The following is a 17606-nucleotide window of genomic DNA, read 5'->3' on the forward strand; positions in this document are numbered from 1 at the left end:
TGTTTTTTACTCATCAGACTCCCGAATTTGCTCATTTGCCCAATTCTCGCCCGTCCCTTTTGCTGTATAGATCCCGCGGGACGAACCTTGATTAATCTGGCGGGGGCGCCGCTGGCTTCTGCGTTTTTTCCCCCTCGCCAATCCGCTCCGCGGATGCCAAGTCGATGTGCTTTGCCATGGACCACGCCGCGACCTGCGCCCACTGCGCTCTCCGTATGACAAGGGGCCGGCCAGACGAGGCACCCTCCTTATTCTCCGGCTCTTGCCGACCTTTCGGGAATTATATCCTCTGACCGACATCAATCCCGCTCCTCTCCAGACTGGTGAAACGATCCATCCTGACTTATGACTTAGGGCAGCACGCCCCTCATATACACTTCCGCCTCACGCAATGACTCAGGGGTCCCCGCGTCGCCCCACCATAGCTTCAAAATGTCATATTCCAGCTTGCCTTGCTCCGCGTATCGGTTATTGACATCCGTAATTTCCAACTCTCCCCGGGCCGAACGGCTTATCCCCTTAATGATGCTGAACACCGTGTCATCATACATATAAATTCCGGTTACTGAATACTTCGATTTGGGATGCTTCGGCTTCTCTTCAATATAAGTAATAAGCTCAGGTTGCTTCTGATCGAAGACAGGAACCCCATAACGTCTCGGATCATCCACAGGCTTGAGTAATACTCTGGCGCTGCCACTCTGCTGCTGTTCATATTGCTGCACATAAGGTGTCAAATCATCGAGGAATAAGTTATCCCCGAGCAATACGACGAACTTCTCTCCAGCAGCTATGAATCCCTCGGCTAATTCCAGCGCTTCAGCGATCCCTCCGGCGGATTCCTGAACCCGGAAATTCAGCTTGACGCCGAAGTTCTCCCCGCTGCCGAAGAAATCAGCATAGAGACCCGCCGATTGTTTGCCAATCACCATGAGAATATCGTTGATTCCGGCCTGACGCAGCCGTTCTATGCCATAGCAGACCATAGGGTATCGCCCGACCGGAAGCAAGTGCTTATTAATTAATCGGGTTAACGGATACAGACGTGTTCCGGTGCCGCCTGCCAAAATCACACCTTTCATGAACTCCCCCTCCTTCAAAGTAAATACCTTCTTATATAAACTGCCAAGGATCCACGCCCCATTTTTCGATAAACAAGCCTCGATTCCGTCCGACCAGATCCTTCCAGCCGTCGGGATGATGCTGTTTAAAGCTGGCGCTTCCGGCGTGATAGACTAATGTATCCCCGCTGATCAACAGGCGGTATCCTTGCCTTCGAGCCCGATAGCAGTAATCATCATCTTCATAATGCCCCGGTGAGAATCGCTCATCGAGCAGCCCCATCTCATCGAGCAGCTGGCGCTTGAACAGCAGACACATTCCAACGAGCCGCTGAACCTCCTGCCATTTTGCCGGATCTGATCGATTGTATTGCTCAGCATGAGCATAATACTCTTCAAGTCCATTCCAGCTCACCTCCAGCTGCTGTCTGCCGCTGCAGTAATTCGTTACCGGCCCTACCAGGCCGACATGGTCCGCACTATGCAAGGCTGTTAGCATATTGCTAAGCCAATTGTGCGATACAATCACATCATTGTTCAGTAGCAGAATCTGATCGCCCGCAGCAATGCTCATTCCCCGATTACATGCAGCGGGAAATCCCGCATTATCAGCTAGAGATATAACGATAAGCCCTTCACGCAGACCGTATTCGGCGGTTCCGTCCTGAGACCCGTTATCCACAATAATGATCTCGTACGGAACTTCAGTGAAGCGGCGAATCGCCTCCACACAAGGGACCAGTAGCTGCAGGCCGTTATAGGTCGGAATAATAATACTAGTCAAGCTGAACTCCCTCAACGTCCATTCCTCACTTTCGCCAGCTCGCCGCGAGTGAGCCTTGTGAAATTCAAGCGCGTGCCGCAAGCCTTCATCACTTCCGCCAACGCTTCAATATGATCACCCTTAATCAATCCGGCTACCGCATTGGTCGGCCCTGTATTCGTGCTGCGAATACGGTTCTTCTTCACTACATTTACAGAATGAGGTGCTGTGACTGTAAGGCCATGGAGGAGTGCCAATGCATGTGCCTTGGGAGGTACGATTAGACTGATATGACCTAGCGTATTCAGAGCTTTGCGGGACAGGGCGTGGGGAACTGCAGTAAGAGAATTGGCTAATAAGTCCCTCCGACCGAGCGTCATATTCAGGAACATCTTGCTGTATGTCACGGCATCCTGCTTCATGAAGGATGGCAGAAACGGAGTGATATCATTGAGAGCCACATCGCTCCCTTGCTCAATCGCGAGCAGGAATGGAGCCAAATCCTCCGCGGCGACTGGCAGGTCCCCGTCCACGAATAAGACGGAATCACAGGTCGTCATTGCCGCACCCAGAGCTCGGCCTACATCATGGCCTAGTCGCTCCGGGAAGCTCAGCTTAATGAGGCGGGGGTGATGCTCCAATGCTGAGAAACTGCCGTCACTGCAGCCATTGAGTACCACGATAATCTCTTGGAGCGGCAGACGAATGAGCTCCTCCACGACGGAATTCAAGGTGGCTCTCTCATTACTAGCAATGACGACCGCCGCCGCTGTTCCCATAAACGAGAGCGGGATGTAGTTGCCAGGCTGAGCTTCTCTTTCACCCTTCAGTACCAGTGACTCGAGCTCTGGCGGACTGCTTGATCCTGCACCTCTCATGCTGCTATCCTTGATATCATTATGCTGCCGGGTCCTTCGCCTTACGGAAGGATGATTTCTCGCAGAACGGCTTCTTGCCGGATTGATTCCCGCAAGCTGTCGTCTTCGATGACGTCCACTATTGCCGTACTTCCTCGTCTTTTTTCTACGTGTGATCATTCGCATTTTTCGCATCCGCATCCGCATTCGCATTTCATCACCTCACCTTGCTTCGTAATCTGCCCAGATCCCTATAGCCACCGCGTTGTCCACGCTCTTGAATCAGCCAATGGATCGCTTCTAAATGATCGCCGACCACGAGTGAAGTTAACGGGTCCTGACCCCCAAACGGCTTGCGAACCGGGTTCATTCTTCCTACATCCACCATATCTGCTATACGCACATCCAGTCCCTTTACGATAGCCACAGTATGAGCTAATGGAGGCACCTCCAGCGATTTAGAGCCAATAGCGAGGACAGCGCGCCGGCTTAGAGCATGGGGGACTGCCGTCAAGGAGCCACCTTGCAGATCCGGGCGTGCCAGCCAAGCATTTAACGTATGCTTCGCGATCACCACCGGATGCGCATCCGTCCTGTTCACCGGACCGGAATATCCATTTAAAGCTACATCCATACCGGACAGCACAGCATTCACAAAAGGCCTCAGCCGCGCCGCTGGAATGATCATATCGGCATCGATGAACAGCAGCACCTCTCCCCTGGCTGCCTCTGCACCGATACGCCTGCCCACATCATGGCCTAACGGCTCGGCATAACGGAGCACCTTGGCCCCTATGGCGGCAGCGATCTCCGCTGTGCTGTCCGTTGAACCATTCGCGACCACAATCGTCTCACTGCACGGATGAACTCGGCCAGCTTCGCGCAGTACAGCGGGAAGTCGGGTTCTTTCATTCATCGCCGGAATGATGATAGATACTAGGGGATTCGGGTGATTTACGATCTTCGGCAGCCTTCGCCTTGGAGCCGACTTTCTGGTACTTGGGACCAAGCCTCTCTTCCTTCTTCTGATCAAGCCTGCACCTCCCCGTCTTGTTGTACCAGACTATATAGAACAGTGTATGTCAGCTAATAAACGGTGTAACGGCAAATGTACAATCATGTTCAATCGCAAAAAAATAGCGCGGGAACGTCTTCCCCGCGCGCTAATAGCTATTATATTCCATCAGTTCCTCTTATTAAATCTCCCCACCGCTTTGCGGTGTGCTGCCAGCGAAATCGAATTCGGGCCAATTCCCTGCCAGCGCAGCCCATCCTCCGTCGTAAGTCCTCATCTCCAAGCAGATAGGTTACCCGCTCAGCCAATCTGTACGAGAGACCTTCCGAGGGAAGCAGGAACCCGGAGCGACCATCATCGATGATCTCGGGGATTCCCCCTGTATTGGCAGCAACGACGGGAATCGCTGCGGCCATCGCTTCCACATTCACTAGGCCGAACGCTTCCTCCTCGCCTGAAGGAACGACCACCACATCGGCTAGATTATACCAATCTGCCACTTTAGGATACTCAATATATGGAAGGAACACGATACGATCTTGATAAGGCTCAGCGAGTTTCTTCAGCTTACGGACATAACCGGTCTCCCGCTGAGCGCTATAGAATGCACTGCCCACGACGATCAGCATCGCATCAGGTACCTGCTCCTGAATCGCGGGCCAGGCATTCAGTATATGGTGTACGCCTTTTGTCGGCAGCAGTCTTCCTACATAGAGCACAACCTTCCGGTTCTCCCAGCCGAAATCCGCTAGCCTGGCCTGACGCAAGGATTCGCCAAGCGGGGTCCAACGAGGCAGAAAATCCTCCAGACTTACTCCCAACGGATTAACCTGGATCGGCACCTGCAGTTGGGGAAAACGAAGTCTAAGCTCAGTGCTCAAATATTGGCTATTCACTATAATGCCATCCACGCTGTTCAACCAGTGGAAGGTCTCGGAGCTAGGGCGGTAAGTAGCGCTTATAAAGGTTGTAGAATGAAGGGTCAACAGCACGCGAGTGAAGGGCAGCTTGCCTTTGATCTGGGAAGCCAGTCTTGGGCGGTTATGCACATCTACGGTATCCGGATGCCATTTACGCAGATGCTGCAGAACCGATTGTAAATAACGGCGTCCGCCTGGCAGCCGATAGCAAGGGACAGAGCCTACCATGCCGATATTCGGAAGCTGGCGGTCCGCTACTCCGAATATGCGAATATTCAATTCATCTGCGGCAAGCGGGGCAACCTTCTCAATCACCCTCTCGACGGAACTGCTCCTGCCTGACGGAATGACAAAGGAGCCTGGAGTAATCACCGCTACCTTCTTACGTCCCGTCATCGACTTTCTCTCCTGGTCAACCATTACAACACTATTCATTTCCAGCCCTCCGCATAAATCTCTTCAAAGATTGCTCATCAAGCCACTCGGGGATCAAGCATGATCTCTGATAAATATACGGCTGCAATCTGTAAAAGGTGACTACCAAGCCCGCATCATAAAACAGGCTGTTGTCGCAGAACAGTCGTCCACGCTTTCGGGTCAGTCCAACATAGAGTGTTAAAGAAGGCTCAAGGAGGAAGGAGGAACACTATGGGGCAAAACCACGTCGGAATCCTGCTCAATTCCAGCATGTTTCGTGGTATTCCCACAAGACGTACCGGTCAGGAATCGATCAAAAATTACGAGGAAGTCGCTAAGGAATTCAATCTCATTCCCTGTTTCCTCCGCCTGGGCGATATCGACTTGAAACAGGGAAAATGCATTGCCTATATGTACAATGGCCGCGAATATGCTAAAGCTGTCATCCCTATCCCAAAGGTCATCCACAATCGGGCTTTATACTCGGACCCGGCCGTCCACAGGAATGTCCTCCAGCTTATTTCGCAAGGAACCAGCGTGTTCAATGCCAATAACCGCTACCGTAAGGATCTGATCCACAAGCTGCTGTGGAACAATAAGTATCTTCGCAGCTACCTGCCTGTCTCTGTTCCCGCAACCTCTTCCGGACTGCAGCAAATGATGGAGCAGTATACCGACCTTATTCTTAAGCCAGTACGCGGATCAGTAGGTCATGGAATTATACGGCTGCGAAAAGGAAGCAGAGGCTGGGAGATGATTCATTACTCCTCACGAAATAAAGGCTGGATCAACTCGCAATTATACCCTGGCGATCTTCCGCTATGGGTCAGGAAGCTGCTCGCCCGCACTCCTTATCTGGTACAGGATCGAATCCCTCTACTTGAATACAATCATCGGCCGCTAGACCTGCGGGTTACTGTACAGAAAGGAATTAACGGCATATGGAATGTGACCGGTCTCTATGCCAAGGTTGCCCCCTCCGATAGCTTCGTCTCCAACATCGCTAAGGGAGGGACAGCATACCCGGCAACTCTGCTGCTGAATGAATTGCTGCCTGCTACTATCGTAGCCGGCGTCCTCGCTCATGTTAAATCTTTATCGCTCTCTATCGCCGCTGAGCTATCCGCGAATTTGCCGCTGTTAGCCGATCTGGGGCTAGACATCGGTCTTACGGGAAACGGACGCCCTTACTTTATAGAATGCAACGGACGAGATCAACGCTACGGATTTCGTAAAGCCGGGATGACAGAAATTTGGAAGGACACTTACCGCACACCTATGGCCCATGCCCGTTATTTGCTGAATCATCAGCAATTAATAGCCACTAAATAATTGGACAGGAATTTCGTTAAACCGTCAGGGCAAATCTCCCTGACGGTTTTTTGAGATCAGCCTTAACGGTACCTTACATCGGTAATTCCGAACGGAGGCAGCAGAATCGACATTAGCAGCGCAGCGGCAACGGCTGCACTTAACAGAAGAATAACCCATATGTCACTTTTTGAATACTCCGAGGGATAGTAATAGCTCCTCTCCCCCTGTCCATCGAAGGCCTTCGTCTCCATGGCAACCGCTACCCGATGGGCACGTCGAATTCCCTGAGCCAACAAGGGAACCATGTATAACTTGAGGATTCCAAGCCATTTCATACCTCCCCGCAGGGAACGGACACCGCGAATTCTCAAGGCATTGCGACGGATAAGCAGCTCCTCCCAGACCATGGGCAGCAGCCTGATCGAGGCCATGAAGCTATAGGCATATTTAGGCGGCAGCTTCGCCTTCTGCATCAGCGCATAGAACAGGGCGACTGATGGCGTTGTCAGCACGAATAGCAAACCTTCCATAGCGAAGGTTACGGACTTGAAACCGATGTGTATACCTCGATAGAAGCTTTCTTGCGAAATCTGAATAAGCCCCCACTTCCACCAGACTGTATCCCCTTTGCCGAATAGAATCATCGTTGAAGAAGAAGCGATGAAGACCAGCAGGAAGGGGAGGATAATAAGTGATATTTTCCAGAATCTATGGCCACTGAAGAGGAGCAGCAATAACAGGAAACAGGCCATCTGATAGAAGACAAAATCGAGCCGATGAGTAAATAAAGTAAGCATGAACAGCAGGATCATACAGAGAAGCTTGGCGACCGGGTTAGCCCGGTGAAAAGAGTTCACATGCTGCGGAATCAGAAAATCATTCATGCCCAGCCACTCTCCTGTTCCCCACTCTGCGCTTGAAGGCCATTTCCTGACCGCGCTTCGTCAACTTGGTTGAAACAAGCCGTCCGTCCGCTACTTTCCACTCCAAGGTTGCTATAGTATCACTAAGCTTCTCCTCATGGGTGACCATCACGATGGCCATTCCCCTTCTTCGCAGCTCCTCGCATAAGCTTAGAATGGCGAAGGTGTTCACCGCATCCTGCCCGAATGTCGGTTCATCCAGCAGCAGCAACGCCTTATCCAACACGATAGATCCGGCCACACTTAGACGCCGCTTCTGCCCGAGCGAGAGTTGATAAGGATGGCGATGCTCCAGACCTTCCAGCCCGAATTGACGCAGGCTCTGCCTGACCAAAGACGATATATCCTCTCTGGCATAGCCCTCCTCATACAGCGAGAAGGCAATCTCTTCACTCACCTGGTCCGCTACGAACTGCATCTCTGGATTCTGGAACACAAATCCAATCTGCTGTGCAGCCTGCTCAGTCCTTCGCTTGCCTGACTTGGCAGCATGCATATCCTTCCCCCTCAGTCTGTACACACCCTCAGCAGGAAGAAGCCCCATAAGACTAAGCAGCAGAGAGCTCTTACCCGCGCCGTTTGGCCCCGTAATGACGATGAAATCTCCGGGGTATACTTCGGCCTGCTCGACCTCGATCACAGTAGTCCGCTGCCGGAAGCCGCGGAATTGCTGCAATTCAATGAGTGGCTCTAACGAGAGTCCGCTGATATCCTCCATTTGGTTATCCAGCAGCAGTTGGCCTGAATGGGACTTGAAGAACACCTCCCAGACCCCGGGATACCAGATCCCGAATCGTCCCAATTCCTCACGATAGGCACTGAATAACCGCCCTGGAGAAGCCTGACCAAGCACTTGACCCTCCGGGCCGAACAACACAACACTATCGACCAGCCCGAGCATCTCCTCAATCCGGTGCTCCACGATCACCATCGTCCGCTGATCGGCAATGGAGTGAATGGCCTCCCATATTTGCTTGCGACCTTCGGGATCAAGTAATGCCGAGGGCTCATCGAGGAACAGCACCTCTGGATCAGCAAGAAGCACGGATGCAAGCGCCAGGCGCTGCTTCATTCCCTGAGACAGAGATTGGATTGGAATATGGAGCTGATTGAAGGACAATCCCACCTGCTCCAGAGCCTGCCGCATCCGTGGCTCCATCTCCTCTCGCGGGACACATAAATTCTCCAGGACAAAGGCCAGCTCTTCATCGACATAAGGCATGCAGAATTGAGTATCCGGGTCCTGAAACAATACGCCTCTGGATTTCGGCACAATCCTCTCCTTGCACTTCATCGGAACCTCGACCAGTTCAGGCATAATTCCACTAAGCACTTGCAGGAGTGTAGATTTGCCGCAGCCGCTCGGGCCAAGCAGTAGCACTTTCTCACCACGCCTGACTGAGAAGGACAGGTCCTTGAACACGAAAGACTCTTCCCCCGGGAATTTCAACCGAAGCTCCTGCACTCCTGCCATAATATCTAGCTCTGTCATCATCAATCATCCAGGGCAGCCATATCTTTAGACTCAACCGGACGAAGCAGGCTCGTCACTCCGGTCTTCTCCACCGCCTTCGCCAGACTGTAGGCCAGGAATCCAGCGATCACAACCGAACTGACCGCACGCATCGAATACTTGGCGATGAACATCCAAGGCTCATAATCCGCAACATATCCATAGAAAATATCGGGAAGCAGCGAGCCGACCGCCGCAGCAAACCCGGCCAACCCAGCCACTGGCGCAGAAAATTTGCGGTAGCGGAACGCGGCGAATACCAGCTCCGCAGCCAGCCCCTGGAACAGACTATAAATGAGCAGCTGTATGCCCCAGCCACTGCCGAACAGCACTTCCACATGAGCTGCTGCCACCTCGGCAATCAAAGCTACGCCCGGCTTGCGGATCAAGAGAAATACTAGCGTGGAGGCGATGAACCACATGCCGTATACCAGTTCATCCGCCTGGAAGAACAATGGAGATAGCAGACTGTACACCGAGCTCCAGAAATGGTATACCACCCCGAGCACGACGGATATAAGCACTGTGACCAGAAGATCGCTAAGCTTCAATCCCTTACTTCCCTTTTGCAATTGAACCTCTCCCATTACCTAACACTCCTTATTTACTATATTATTGCGGGGATATTCGGTTTAGAGAACAACAAAAAAACCGGCTGAATAAGCTCAGACGGTTGTAAAGTCCCTCCCATGCAGACTCGAAGAGTCTACAAATAGACATCAAAGGACGATAGATTCTCTACGCTGGCATTATCCAGATCAGATTAACGGTCTGCAGCGGATTATGCTGCCATCTCAGCCTGATTCACTCAAGCCCCCGTATCCCTATGCAATTAACAATACAATACACTACATCTTTCCTAGTTAGCAAGTATCAATTACAATTTTTTCATATTTATTGCTTTCGACCCTATTCTATGTCAAGATAGCGGAAGTAAATATGGCAGCTCTATCTGCCCTTTAATTATGGGAGGAAATAACAATTGGCTACCAAATGGATGATATGGATGACAGAGCTTTCCTCGCGGAAATCAATTTGCCGATTAACAGGCCGCTTTTCCCATTCTAAATGGAGCAGGTTTGTCATTCCACGCTTTGCTAAAGCTTATGGGATTGCATTGGATGAAGCAGAGAAAGGCATTAAAGAATATCGTACGCTCAATGAATTTTTTACACGTAGGCTCAAAGCGGGAATGCGTCCGATTTGCCCGGACCCCGATAGTCTGATAAGTCCCGTTGATGCGTTGATCACAGCCATGGGCCAGGTTCAGTCTAGCACGATTCTCAATGTAAAAGGACAGGATTATTCCATCGATGAACTGCTCAACCATTCTCCAAGAAGCGAGGCCTTTCGGAACGGATACGTCTTTGTCCTCTATCTAAGCCCAACCGACTACCATCGTATTCATGCACCGGTTGGCGGTAGGAAGCTTGAGAGCGAGCATATCCCGGGTAAGGTATATCCTGTGAATGATTTCGGCATGACCCATATGCGCTCTGTACTCTGCCGCAACGAACGGCTGATTACTTATATGGCCCATGAATATGGGGAAGTTGCCGTCGTCAAGGTCGGTGCGATGAATGTGAGCAGTATTAAATATGTGGACAGCGAAGCTAAGCAATGGGAACGCGGCGATGAACTGGCTTATTTTGAATTTGGCTCAACCGTCGTACTCCTGACGCAGAGCGGTACCTTCGAGCCTTCACCTGATCTGGAGATCGGACAGAAGGTCAAGGTCGGCACGCAGCTTGGACATTTCCACAGATCCCCAGCCTCGTAGTTAGGCCTGTGCCCCACCAAGAACTGACCTGAGCATATGTGAGGTTAGTTCTTGGTTAGCGGATTAGCGAATTTCCGAAGGACTCTTGCCAGTATACTGCTTGAACTGCCGGCTGAAGAAGAATATATCCCGGTATCCTAGCGCATCAGCCACCTCGGTTACGTTCATCCCTGCATGTAATAGCAAATGCTGGGCCCGGTCAATTCTGCATTTAATAATATATGACTGGACGGACATGCCGATAATCTCCTTGAACTTGATCGAGAAATAACGCGCCGATAATCCCGCCCGACTAGCCAGATCCTCAACCCTATGGGGCAGTCCAGGATGCTGCAGGACATAATTCGCCACCTCGCGCACCACCTCGACCAGTTGATTACTCGCTTTTTTCTCCCGGGGCACTTCACGTTCCTCGCGCAGCAAGTGAATAAGCAGCTGCTTCAAGATCAGACGAGCCTCCTCCTCCGCTCCATAAGCATTCACCAGGAACAGACGCACATAACGGGACAGCATGTATTCAAAATCCAACGTATGATCCAATACCCGATACGATTTCGGAACCTCCAGCACTGGTTCATCAATATCAAAATGAATATAAGTTAGCACGAGCGGACGCTGTGAATTATGCGTCGCCGTTGGATGATCCCCTTTACGGAACAGGAAGCAGCTCCCTTGACCTACCTGATAGGATTGGTTGTTCAGGACAACATTTCCTTCCCCGCTCCACACATAGAACAAATCATAGTTCTCCAGTGCTTTCTCTCGTTTGCGCCATTTCCAGTTAGGTTCGCATACAATTTTGGCAAATGCCGGCTTCAGGATAAAAGATGATGGTGAAACGTGAAGCATGTCCTTCCCTCCCTCAAAATCAGTTCTTGTCAGTATTATACTCAATTTTGCCATAGCTTGAACATCTTCATATGCAGCCTCGTGACGGCCTATGCTCTAAATGATATAATGTAAGGCAGTTTAAGCGGAAAATGTCCCTATAGTTACAGAATATGAAAACTATATTTCATTTCGGAAGGATGGAACGAGAATGAGCCTGAATCCACTCGCAGAGCAGTTAAATAATACTCTGCAGCAGAGCAATGTGTATAATATGTTATCAACGCTGGGCAAAGAGATCTATTTCCCGAAGGAAGGGATCCTGAGCCAATCCGCCGAAGCGTCCGCAGGCGCCAAGAAATATAATGCCACGATCGGGATCGCAACGGAGAATGGTGTTCCTATGCATCTTGCCGCTATTCAGGACACCTTGTCCGCCTATAAGCCACAGGACTTATATCCTTATGCACCGCCTGCAGGCAAACCGGAATTGCGGAAATTATGGCGTGAGAAAATGATTCAGGAGAACCCGGCTCTGGCAACTAAGAGCTTCGGCAGTCCGATTGTTACCAATGCGCTAACCCATGGTCTGAGCGTCGTTGCCGATCTGTTCGCGGATGAAGGCGATGCTGTCATCTATCCGGATAAGAATTGGGAGAACTATGAGCTAACCTTCGGAATTCGCCGTCATGCCAAGATCGTCAATTACCCGCTTTTTACGGAGGATATGAAGTTCAACAGCGCAGGCCTTCGCGAAGCTCTGCTGGCGCAGAAGGATAAAGGCAAAGCGATCGTAGTCCTGAATTTCCCGAACAATCCGACGGGCTATACACCTGGAGCGAAGGAAGGTCAGGAAATTGTAGCTGCCATTCACGAAGCTGCTGAAGCCGGTATCCAGGTTATTGTTGTAACAGATGATGCCTATTTTGGCCTGTTCTTTGAGGAATCCTTAACAGAATCGCTGTTCGGCCAGCTCGCCGGGCTCCATCCACGGATTCTCCCGATCAAGGTCGATGGCGCTACCAAGGAAGAATACGTATGGGGCTTCCGAGTCGGGTTTATTACCTATGCCCATGAGGATCCGGGGATTCTCGCCGCATTAGAGCAGAAGACGACCGGGATCATTCGCGCCACCATATCCAGCGGATCGCATCCGTCACAGACCTTCGTGCTGCAGGCGCTCAAATCCCCGGATTTCCGCACGCAAAAGGAAGAGAAATTCCAAATCATGAAAGGGCGCGCCAACAAGGTCAAGACACTGCTCAATAGCGGAAAATACGGAGATGTCTGGGAGTATTATCCGTTCAACTCCGGTTACTTCATGTGTCTTAAGCTGAAGACGGTGAATGCCGAAGCACTGCGCCAGCATCTGATTCATCAGTACGGCGTCGGCACGATCGCCCTTGGCGACACCGATCTGCGCATCGCCTTCTCCTGTATTGGCGAGGAGAATCTCGAGGATCTGTTCGACCTGATTTACCAGGGCGTGCGGGATTTACAGCAATAAAATTGAATTTTCCTTAGACAACCGATACATTCGCCCAAGCACATTCCCGGCTATAGTCATACCATACATTGTATAAATCATCTTCTTAATCAGAAAGGGGAATTGTACATGAGCGGAGTTATCGAAGAAGGAAGAGGCGGATTCGGAGGACTGTGGACCAGCACAGGAGTTATTCTCGTACTCTTCATCCTGCTTGTCATTGTCAGCCGTACATTCATCTAATCGACCTTTAACTTCCAACTAGTTCAGAAGGCCAGCGGTGCATCACCGCTGGCCCATTCTTTGTTCTATTCATCCTCTTCCTTCCACTTCTTGACCCATGTCGCCTTCAATCCCCATACCAGAACGATAGCGAGCACAAGACTAAGCAGCACCCAGGTCAAATTATCCTCCCATGACGCCGCAGTTAGAGGAATCCACATCAGAACCGCCAGCACTAGCAGCAGTCGCGATGCCAGCCGTATCGTCTCTGCCTTATGTGCTCCGGCAGGCAGCGGATAAAAGGCAGCCGCTGGAGAATCGGCATGAATCTGATGCAGCGATGTCAGCTGAGCGCCGATCAGAAAAGTAAAGAACAGATACAAGCCGATGCCGAGCCAGGAAGCCCCGTTCCAGCCGGTCAGCAGCATGCCCAGTAACGTTAATCTCGCTACGATTCCTAGCAATTCGCTGCGTATGAACGTCTTTGTAATTAAGAACCGATACGCGGTCGAACGCTGCCAAGGCATACGATTTCCGACCGAGGACAGCCAGCGTCTACGGATGACCTTCTGGCCATCAGCAGGCACTTCCACAAACCAGCCCAGCCACATCATCACTTTGGCGGCTCCCGTCTTCTCCGCGGCGATCAGATTGTCCCACGGTACGGCGTGTTTCATTGGAAAACGCAGGGCCAATATGTAATTCACGCCCACCAGCACCGTGAAGATGCTGCTCTTCCAGGCAGGCTGCCATAACCAGGCGGCCAGCATGAGCAGAATCACGGACCAGCGAAGCAGACGGTACCACATTCTGGCCCGGGCTGTCGTCAGCCTAAGCTCCTGCCATGAGCCGTAAGCGCTGAGCAGCTTGAGCAGCAGAAGAAGGAGCATGACCAGCCAGAGCGGCTTGGAGTCTACATCACTGCGAATATACAGCGGCCACACAAGGATCAGAATGATATATAGTCCAATCAGCTTATATATAACCCCGCTGCGGTAAGCCGGAGACAGATACGACTTCATATCAGCTTCCCGAGGAAGCAAGAAAATAATATCTGCAGGCTGTACATAGGTCCGGAATCCGGAGTACACCGTCATCGGACCGAGTAGGAACAGCATGATCCACAGGACCGGCAGTCCCGGCGGAATATGTTGCAGGAAATTTGTGTACCAGGCCGCGAAGGCTAGCAGTAGCAGCAAGAATAGAACGGCGACTCCGCTCTGAATGACGTAAGGTACAAATGGCAGCACCTTGCTCCAAAACGACGATTTGCGCTTTCTGCGCAGTTCTTGAAGCTCCATCTCCTAATCTCCGCCTTTAACTAAAGAATAGAAAATGTCTTCCAGCGCTGCTCCCGGTAGCTTGGCCTGCTCTGCAATTTCAGCAAGCGTCCCCTGAGCGATGACCTCCCCCCGGTGCAGCACGATGAAGCGATCGCAATAATTCTCGATCGTAGACAGAATATGTGAGCTGAGCAAAATCGAGGAGCCCTGGGATCTCATCTCTATCATAAAGTCCAGCAATGAGCGAATGCCCAGCGGATCCAACCCGAGGAACGGCTCATCGATAATATAGAGCGGCGGTCTGGCTACGAAGGCGCACATAATCATAACCTTCTGCTTCATCCCTTTGGATAGATGCATAGACAGGCTATCCGCCTTCTCCTCCATATTGAAGAGCTTGAGCAGCCTGGCCGCCCGCTCCTCATAATCTTCCTTCGCTACATTATATGCTCTTGCCGCGAATTCCAAGTGCTCCCGTACTGTCAATTCCTCATACAATAGCGGAGATTCCGGCACAAAAGCGAGCGAGGATTGATACGCCTCCGCATCCTCCTCGCGCTTCTTGCCCTGTACGGTAATTGCGCCGCGTTGCGGTGACATCAGTCCGAGAATATGCTTCATCGTCGTGCTCTTGCCTGCCCCGTTAAGACCGATCAGTCCGACCATTTCGCCCTTGTTCACCTGGAACTGAATGTCATGCAGTACGGGCCGTCCAACACTATAACCGCCGCTTAAATCCTCTACTTGCAATACGGGTATCTCACTCATCGATGAATTCCCCCTTAACATCCATGGATTAATGATTGTTCTGCTTGTCCTTCAGCCATTTTGGCGCCCCTTTATTCTTCCGGTCCTGATCCCGGGACTTCTTGCGCGCAGGGGCGGGCTTATTCATACGCCCTCCGCCGGAATTACTTGTCTCTCTGGCTTTGGTTTTGATAGGACGTCTCACCTGTTCACTTGCCAAGGTATGAGCCGTCTCCGTGCTCTGCTCCTTCATCTTGGAGCCGGATCTTCCAGCAGATGTATTGCTTCTCTCCCTGGAATCGGTATCTGTTCCAAGCACTTGTCCTCGATATAAACTGCTCGCCGTGATATCAATACCCAGCTCGCGCGAGAACTTGCGCATGATGAACTCCTCCTTGGGAGACACGAGCGAGACCGCCAGTCCGTAACGGCCCATCCGTCCTGTCCGGCCTACACGGTGGACATAATGCTCTGCATCGATCGGCGGGTCCAGATTGATAACGAGGGTCAGATTCTCAACGTCTAGTCCGCGTGCTGCCACATCACTGGCGACCAGCAGGCGGATCTTGCCCTCTCTGAAGCGGCGCAGCGTCACGCTGCGCACAGTTTTGTCCGCGTCTCCATAGAGCGCTCCTGCGCTTAAGCCCACGTAATTCATCTTCGCTTCGACCTCAGCGATATCCGTCGTATTATTAATAAATACGATCGCGCGTTCAGGATTATAGTGGCGTACCACTCTACGCAGCATATCGATTTTATCCCGCTCTTCACATTTGAAGTAGATATGCTCCAGGCTGCGCGATGTCCGCTGCTCAGGCTCAATTTCAACCTCGACAGGCTCCTTCATTTCCTTGCCTGCCAGAGCACGGATATTCTGATCGATCGTTGCAGACAGGAACATCAATTGCCGTTCACGTAGCGTGCCGCGTAAAATCCGTTCCACATCAGCTGTTCCGCCAAGCTTGAACATTTGATCGACCTCGTCGACGACGACCGTCCGCAGCGTATGCAGCTTAAGCTTCCTCATCTCCACGATCTCGCGAATTCGTCCCGGCGTCCCGACGACGAGCTGAGGATGCAGGCGCAGGCGCTCCAATTGCCGCTTGATCGCCGCCCCACCGATCAAAGCTTGAACGGTGATGCCGAGCCCTTCGCCATACTTCTCCGCCTCACGTAAAATCTGCATGGCCAGTTCCTGAGTAGGCGCTAGAATCAAGCCTTGTAGCGTTTTATCATCAGGGTTCATCCGTTCGAGCAGAGGAAGCAGGTAGGCGAGTGTCTTCCCGGTTCCTGTCTGAGATTGGGCCAGTACATCACGGCTAGCCAGAGCCGCCGGAATACATTCCTCCTGTACAGGAGTCGGCTCTTGAATGCCATAGTCAGCCAGCTTCCCTGCAAGTAATTCTCCGATGCCAAGACCGGTAAAAGTTGTATTAGACATTTTTTCCATCCTTATCTTAAAAGTTACAATGTTTTGTTAGAAATAGCAGATCATTGCTTCCATTATATGCGATAAAGCTAGGATACAACAAATGCTCATTGAAAATACAAAGACCAGCTGCTGCCAGCCGGCCTCATTGTCCGCTTTTGATCACATTCTTTTGATCACATTTTAGTTGTGTTATTTCTTGTTAAGCATCCGATAGCTCAAGCGATCCGCAAGTCTCGGGAACATCTGGTAGAGCTTGACACCAATCGCAGCGCTACGCGGCAGATTAACCTCAGCCTTCCCTTTCTCAATAGCTGATACCATGGCTCTGGCTACCCGCTCCGGCTTCATCATGAACCATTTCACATTGTTCACATAATTTCCGTCCGGATCCGCAATATGGAAGAAAGGTGTATCGATCGGGCCGGGATTAATCGTAGTTACCTGGATTCCATAGTCCCGCAGCTCCTGCCGCAATGAGTTGCTGAAGCCTAGCACCGCATGCTTCGTCGCAGCATAAGCCGTAGATTTCGCGGTGCCGAGCTTACCGGCCATCGAGGCCACGTTGACGATGATTCCGCTCCCCGCCTTCTTCATCGCAGGAAGAACCGCTTTGGTGCAGCGAACGATACCCATATAGTTCACATTCATCATTTCCGCAAATTCAGCTACAGGCATCGCATCGCAATATTCGAATTTCCCATAGCCGGCATTGTTGACTAGACAATCGATATGCCCGAATTCCGCTAGAATCTGCTCAAAGGCAGACTGAACCGATGCATCCTTCCCTACATCGAGCTCGATCATTCTACAGGGGCCCATCATTCCAGAACTGACACTCTGCAATTTCTGTAGCGATCTGGCAGCGATAATGACCGTTGCCCCCTGCTGAGACAGCAATTGCGCCGTCAAGGCGCCGATTCCGCTGGAGGCCCCTGTCACTACGATTACTTTATTATTCAGTGACATGATTATTCAACTCCCAGCTTCTATTCTAACCCAAGTTCATCACTCAAGTTCAAAAAGTTTGCTGTTCAGCACCGAGAAG

At 51.4% G+C, this 17606-nt stretch carries 18 protein-coding genes and 1 riboswitch; of the genes, 4 read left to right on the top strand and 14 right to left on the bottom strand.

Annotated features, from left to right (window positions below):
* Positions 1 to 6 precede the first annotated feature (6 nt).
* The 6 genes from BFJ94_RS14560 to BFJ94_RS14585 form a co-directional block, all read right to left on the bottom strand.
* The gene (locus BFJ94_RS14560) at positions 7 to 300 is read right to left on the bottom strand and encodes a hypothetical protein (RefSeq protein ID WP_162944289.1); all 294 of its coding nucleotides are present in this window, start codon (positions 298 to 300) and stop codon (positions 7 to 9) included.
* A 50-nt stretch (positions 301 to 350) separates the two neighbouring features.
* A complete protein-coding gene (locus BFJ94_RS14565; RefSeq protein ID WP_120463316.1) occupies positions 351 to 1082 on the bottom strand; it encodes a sugar phosphate nucleotidyltransferase in 732 nt (243 codons plus the stop codon).
* 31 nt (positions 1083 to 1113) lie between these two features.
* Positions 1114 to 1845 carry a glycosyltransferase family 2 protein gene (locus BFJ94_RS14570; RefSeq protein WP_229716836.1) on the bottom strand — a complete coding sequence of 244 codons (732 nt, stop codon included), beginning with the start codon at positions 1843 to 1845 and terminating at the stop codon, positions 1114 to 1116.
* An 11-nt stretch (positions 1846 to 1856) separates the two neighbouring features.
* The gene (locus BFJ94_RS14575) at positions 1857 to 2861 is read right to left on the bottom strand and encodes a glycosyltransferase (protein WP_229716837.1); all 1005 of its coding nucleotides are present in this window, start codon (positions 2859 to 2861) and stop codon (positions 1857 to 1859) included.
* Positions 2862 to 2898: 37 nt separating this feature from the next.
* On the bottom strand, positions 2899 to 3714 hold the full coding sequence (locus BFJ94_RS14580) for a glycosyltransferase family 2 protein (protein ID WP_240431912.1): 816 nt from the start codon (positions 3712 to 3714) through the stop codon (positions 2899 to 2901).
* Between the two features lie 140 nt (positions 3715 to 3854).
* Positions 3855 to 5051, bottom strand: a complete 1197-nt coding sequence (locus BFJ94_RS14585; protein ID WP_229716839.1) for a glycosyltransferase family 4 protein — start codon at positions 5049 to 5051, stop codon at positions 3855 to 3857.
* 213 nt (positions 5052 to 5264) lie between these two features.
* Between BFJ94_RS14585 and BFJ94_RS14590 the strand changes: the two genes are divergently transcribed.
* On the top strand, positions 5265 to 6365 hold the full coding sequence (locus BFJ94_RS14590; protein WP_120463319.1) for a YheC/YheD family endospore coat-associated protein: 1101 nt from the start codon (positions 5265 to 5267) through the stop codon (positions 6363 to 6365).
* Between the two features lie 62 nt (positions 6366 to 6427).
* Here BFJ94_RS14590 and BFJ94_RS14595 read toward each other — a convergent pair whose 3' ends face one another.
* The 3 genes from BFJ94_RS14595 to BFJ94_RS14605 are packed head-to-tail and all read right to left on the bottom strand — an operon-like array spanning position 6428 to position 9370.
* Positions 6428 to 7231: an energy-coupling factor transporter transmembrane component T family protein gene (locus BFJ94_RS14595; protein WP_120463320.1), complete on the bottom strand. Its 804-nt coding sequence runs from the start codon at positions 7229 to 7231 to the stop codon at positions 6428 to 6430.
* Complete coding sequence (locus tag BFJ94_RS14600) at positions 7224 to 8765, bottom strand: ABC transporter ATP-binding protein (protein ID WP_229716840.1); 1542 nt, start codon at positions 8763 to 8765, stop codon at positions 7224 to 7226. Before BFJ94_RS14600 ends, BFJ94_RS14595 begins: the two co-directional genes overlap by 8 nt.
* Positions 8765 to 9370, bottom strand: a complete 606-nt coding sequence (locus BFJ94_RS14605) for an ECF transporter S component (protein ID WP_120463322.1) — start codon at positions 9368 to 9370, stop codon at positions 8765 to 8767. The genes BFJ94_RS14600 and BFJ94_RS14605 overlap by 1 nt, the downstream gene beginning before the upstream one ends.
* 131 nt (positions 9371 to 9501) lie before the next feature.
* A riboswitch (TPP riboswitch) is annotated at positions 9502 to 9613 on the bottom strand.
* 152 nt (positions 9614 to 9765) lie between these two features.
* Between BFJ94_RS14605 and asd the strand changes: the two genes are divergently transcribed.
* Complete coding sequence (asd, locus tag BFJ94_RS14610; RefSeq protein WP_188831375.1) at positions 9766 to 10563, top strand: archaetidylserine decarboxylase; 798 nt, start codon at positions 9766 to 9768, stop codon at positions 10561 to 10563.
* Positions 10564 to 10626: 63 nt separating this feature from the next.
* Here the strand turns inward: asd and BFJ94_RS14615 are convergent, their stop codons facing one another.
* Positions 10627 to 11412 carry a helix-turn-helix domain-containing protein gene (locus BFJ94_RS14615; protein ID WP_120463323.1) on the bottom strand — a complete coding sequence of 262 codons (786 nt, stop codon included), beginning with the start codon at positions 11410 to 11412 and terminating at the stop codon, positions 10627 to 10629.
* 196 nt (positions 11413 to 11608) lie between these two features.
* On the opposite strand from BFJ94_RS14615, the gene BFJ94_RS14620 reads away from it, so the two are divergent.
* Together BFJ94_RS14620 and BFJ94_RS25870 are read left to right on the top strand one after the other, a co-directional pair.
* Positions 11609 to 12898, top strand: a complete 1290-nt coding sequence (locus tag BFJ94_RS14620) for an aminotransferase class I/II-fold pyridoxal phosphate-dependent enzyme (RefSeq protein WP_120465250.1) — start codon at positions 11609 to 11611, stop codon at positions 12896 to 12898.
* A 108-nt stretch (positions 12899 to 13006) separates the two neighbouring features.
* Positions 13007 to 13120 (top strand): sporulation protein YjcZ, encoded by a 114-nt coding sequence (locus BFJ94_RS25870; RefSeq protein WP_229716841.1) that lies wholly within the window; start codon positions 13007 to 13009, stop codon positions 13118 to 13120.
* 65 nt (positions 13121 to 13185) lie between these two features.
* On the opposite strand, the gene BFJ94_RS14625 is transcribed toward BFJ94_RS25870, so the two are convergent.
* From BFJ94_RS14625 to BFJ94_RS14640, 4 genes are all read right to left on the bottom strand, one after another.
* Positions 13186 to 14400, bottom strand: a complete 1215-nt coding sequence (locus BFJ94_RS14625) for an ABC transporter permease (protein ID WP_120463324.1) — start codon at positions 14398 to 14400, stop codon at positions 13186 to 13188.
* 3 nt (positions 14401 to 14403) lie between these two features.
* Positions 14404 to 15150 carry an ABC transporter ATP-binding protein gene (locus BFJ94_RS14630; RefSeq protein ID WP_120463325.1) on the bottom strand — a complete coding sequence of 249 codons (747 nt, stop codon included), beginning with the start codon at positions 15148 to 15150 and terminating at the stop codon, positions 14404 to 14406.
* A 28-nt stretch (positions 15151 to 15178) separates the two neighbouring features.
* The gene (locus BFJ94_RS14635; RefSeq protein ID WP_120463326.1) at positions 15179 to 16570 is read right to left on the bottom strand and encodes a DEAD/DEAH box helicase; all 1392 of its coding nucleotides are present in this window, start codon (positions 16568 to 16570) and stop codon (positions 15179 to 15181) included.
* 180 nt (positions 16571 to 16750) lie between these two features.
* Positions 16751 to 17530 (bottom strand): SDR family NAD(P)-dependent oxidoreductase, encoded by a 780-nt coding sequence (locus BFJ94_RS14640; protein ID WP_308424651.1) that lies wholly within the window; start codon positions 17528 to 17530, stop codon positions 16751 to 16753.
* Positions 17531 to 17606 lie beyond the last annotated feature (76 nt).

The sequence above is a fragment of the Paenibacillus aceti genome (genome assembly GCF_003614185.1).
In the GTDB taxonomy this organism is placed as follows: Bacteria; Bacillota; Bacilli; order Paenibacillales; family Paenibacillaceae; genus Fontibacillus; species Fontibacillus aceti.

Excerpts from the sequence above, each read along its gene's own strand:
- BFJ94_RS14635 (WP_120463326.1), bottom strand. The coding sequence starts at position 16,570 with ATGTCTAATACAACTTTTACCGGTCTTGGCATCGGAGAATTACTTGCA.
- BFJ94_RS14600 (WP_229716840.1), bottom strand. The coding sequence starts at position 8,765 with ATGATGACAGAGCTAGATATTATGGCAGGAGTGCAGGAGCTTCGGTTG.
- BFJ94_RS14625 (WP_120463324.1), bottom strand. The coding sequence starts at position 14,400 with ATGGAGCTTCAAGAACTGCGCAGAAAGCGCAAATCGTCGTTTTGGAGC.
- BFJ94_RS14590 (WP_120463319.1), top strand. The coding sequence starts at position 5,265 with ATGGGGCAAAACCACGTCGGAATCCTGCTCAATTCCAGCATGTTTCGT.
- BFJ94_RS14560 (WP_162944289.1), bottom strand. The coding sequence starts at position 300 with ATGTCGGTCAGAGGATATAATTCCCGAAAGGTCGGCAAGAGCCGGAGA.
- BFJ94_RS14595 (WP_120463320.1), bottom strand. The coding sequence starts at position 7,231 with ATGAATGATTTTCTGATTCCGCAGCATGTGAACTCTTTTCACCGGGCT.
- BFJ94_RS14575 (WP_229716837.1), bottom strand. The coding sequence starts at position 2,861 with ATGATCACACGTAGAAAAAAGACGAGGAAGTACGGCAATAGTGGACGT.
- BFJ94_RS25870 (WP_229716841.1), top strand. The coding sequence starts at position 13,007 with ATGAGCGGAGTTATCGAAGAAGGAAGAGGCGGATTCGGAGGACTGTGG.
- BFJ94_RS14585 (WP_229716839.1), bottom strand. The coding sequence starts at position 5,051 with ATGAATAGTGTTGTAATGGTTGACCAGGAGAGAAAGTCGATGACGGGA.
- BFJ94_RS14630 (WP_120463325.1), bottom strand. The coding sequence starts at position 15,150 with ATGAGTGAGATACCCGTATTGCAAGTAGAGGATTTAAGCGGCGGTTAT.
- BFJ94_RS14565 (WP_120463316.1), bottom strand. The coding sequence starts at position 1,082 with ATGAAAGGTGTGATTTTGGCAGGCGGCACCGGAACACGTCTGTATCCG.
- BFJ94_RS14615 (WP_120463323.1), bottom strand. The coding sequence starts at position 11,412 with ATGCTTCACGTTTCACCATCATCTTTTATCCTGAAGCCGGCATTTGCC.
- BFJ94_RS14605 (WP_120463322.1), bottom strand. The coding sequence starts at position 9,370 with ATGGGAGAGGTTCAATTGCAAAAGGGAAGTAAGGGATTGAAGCTTAGC.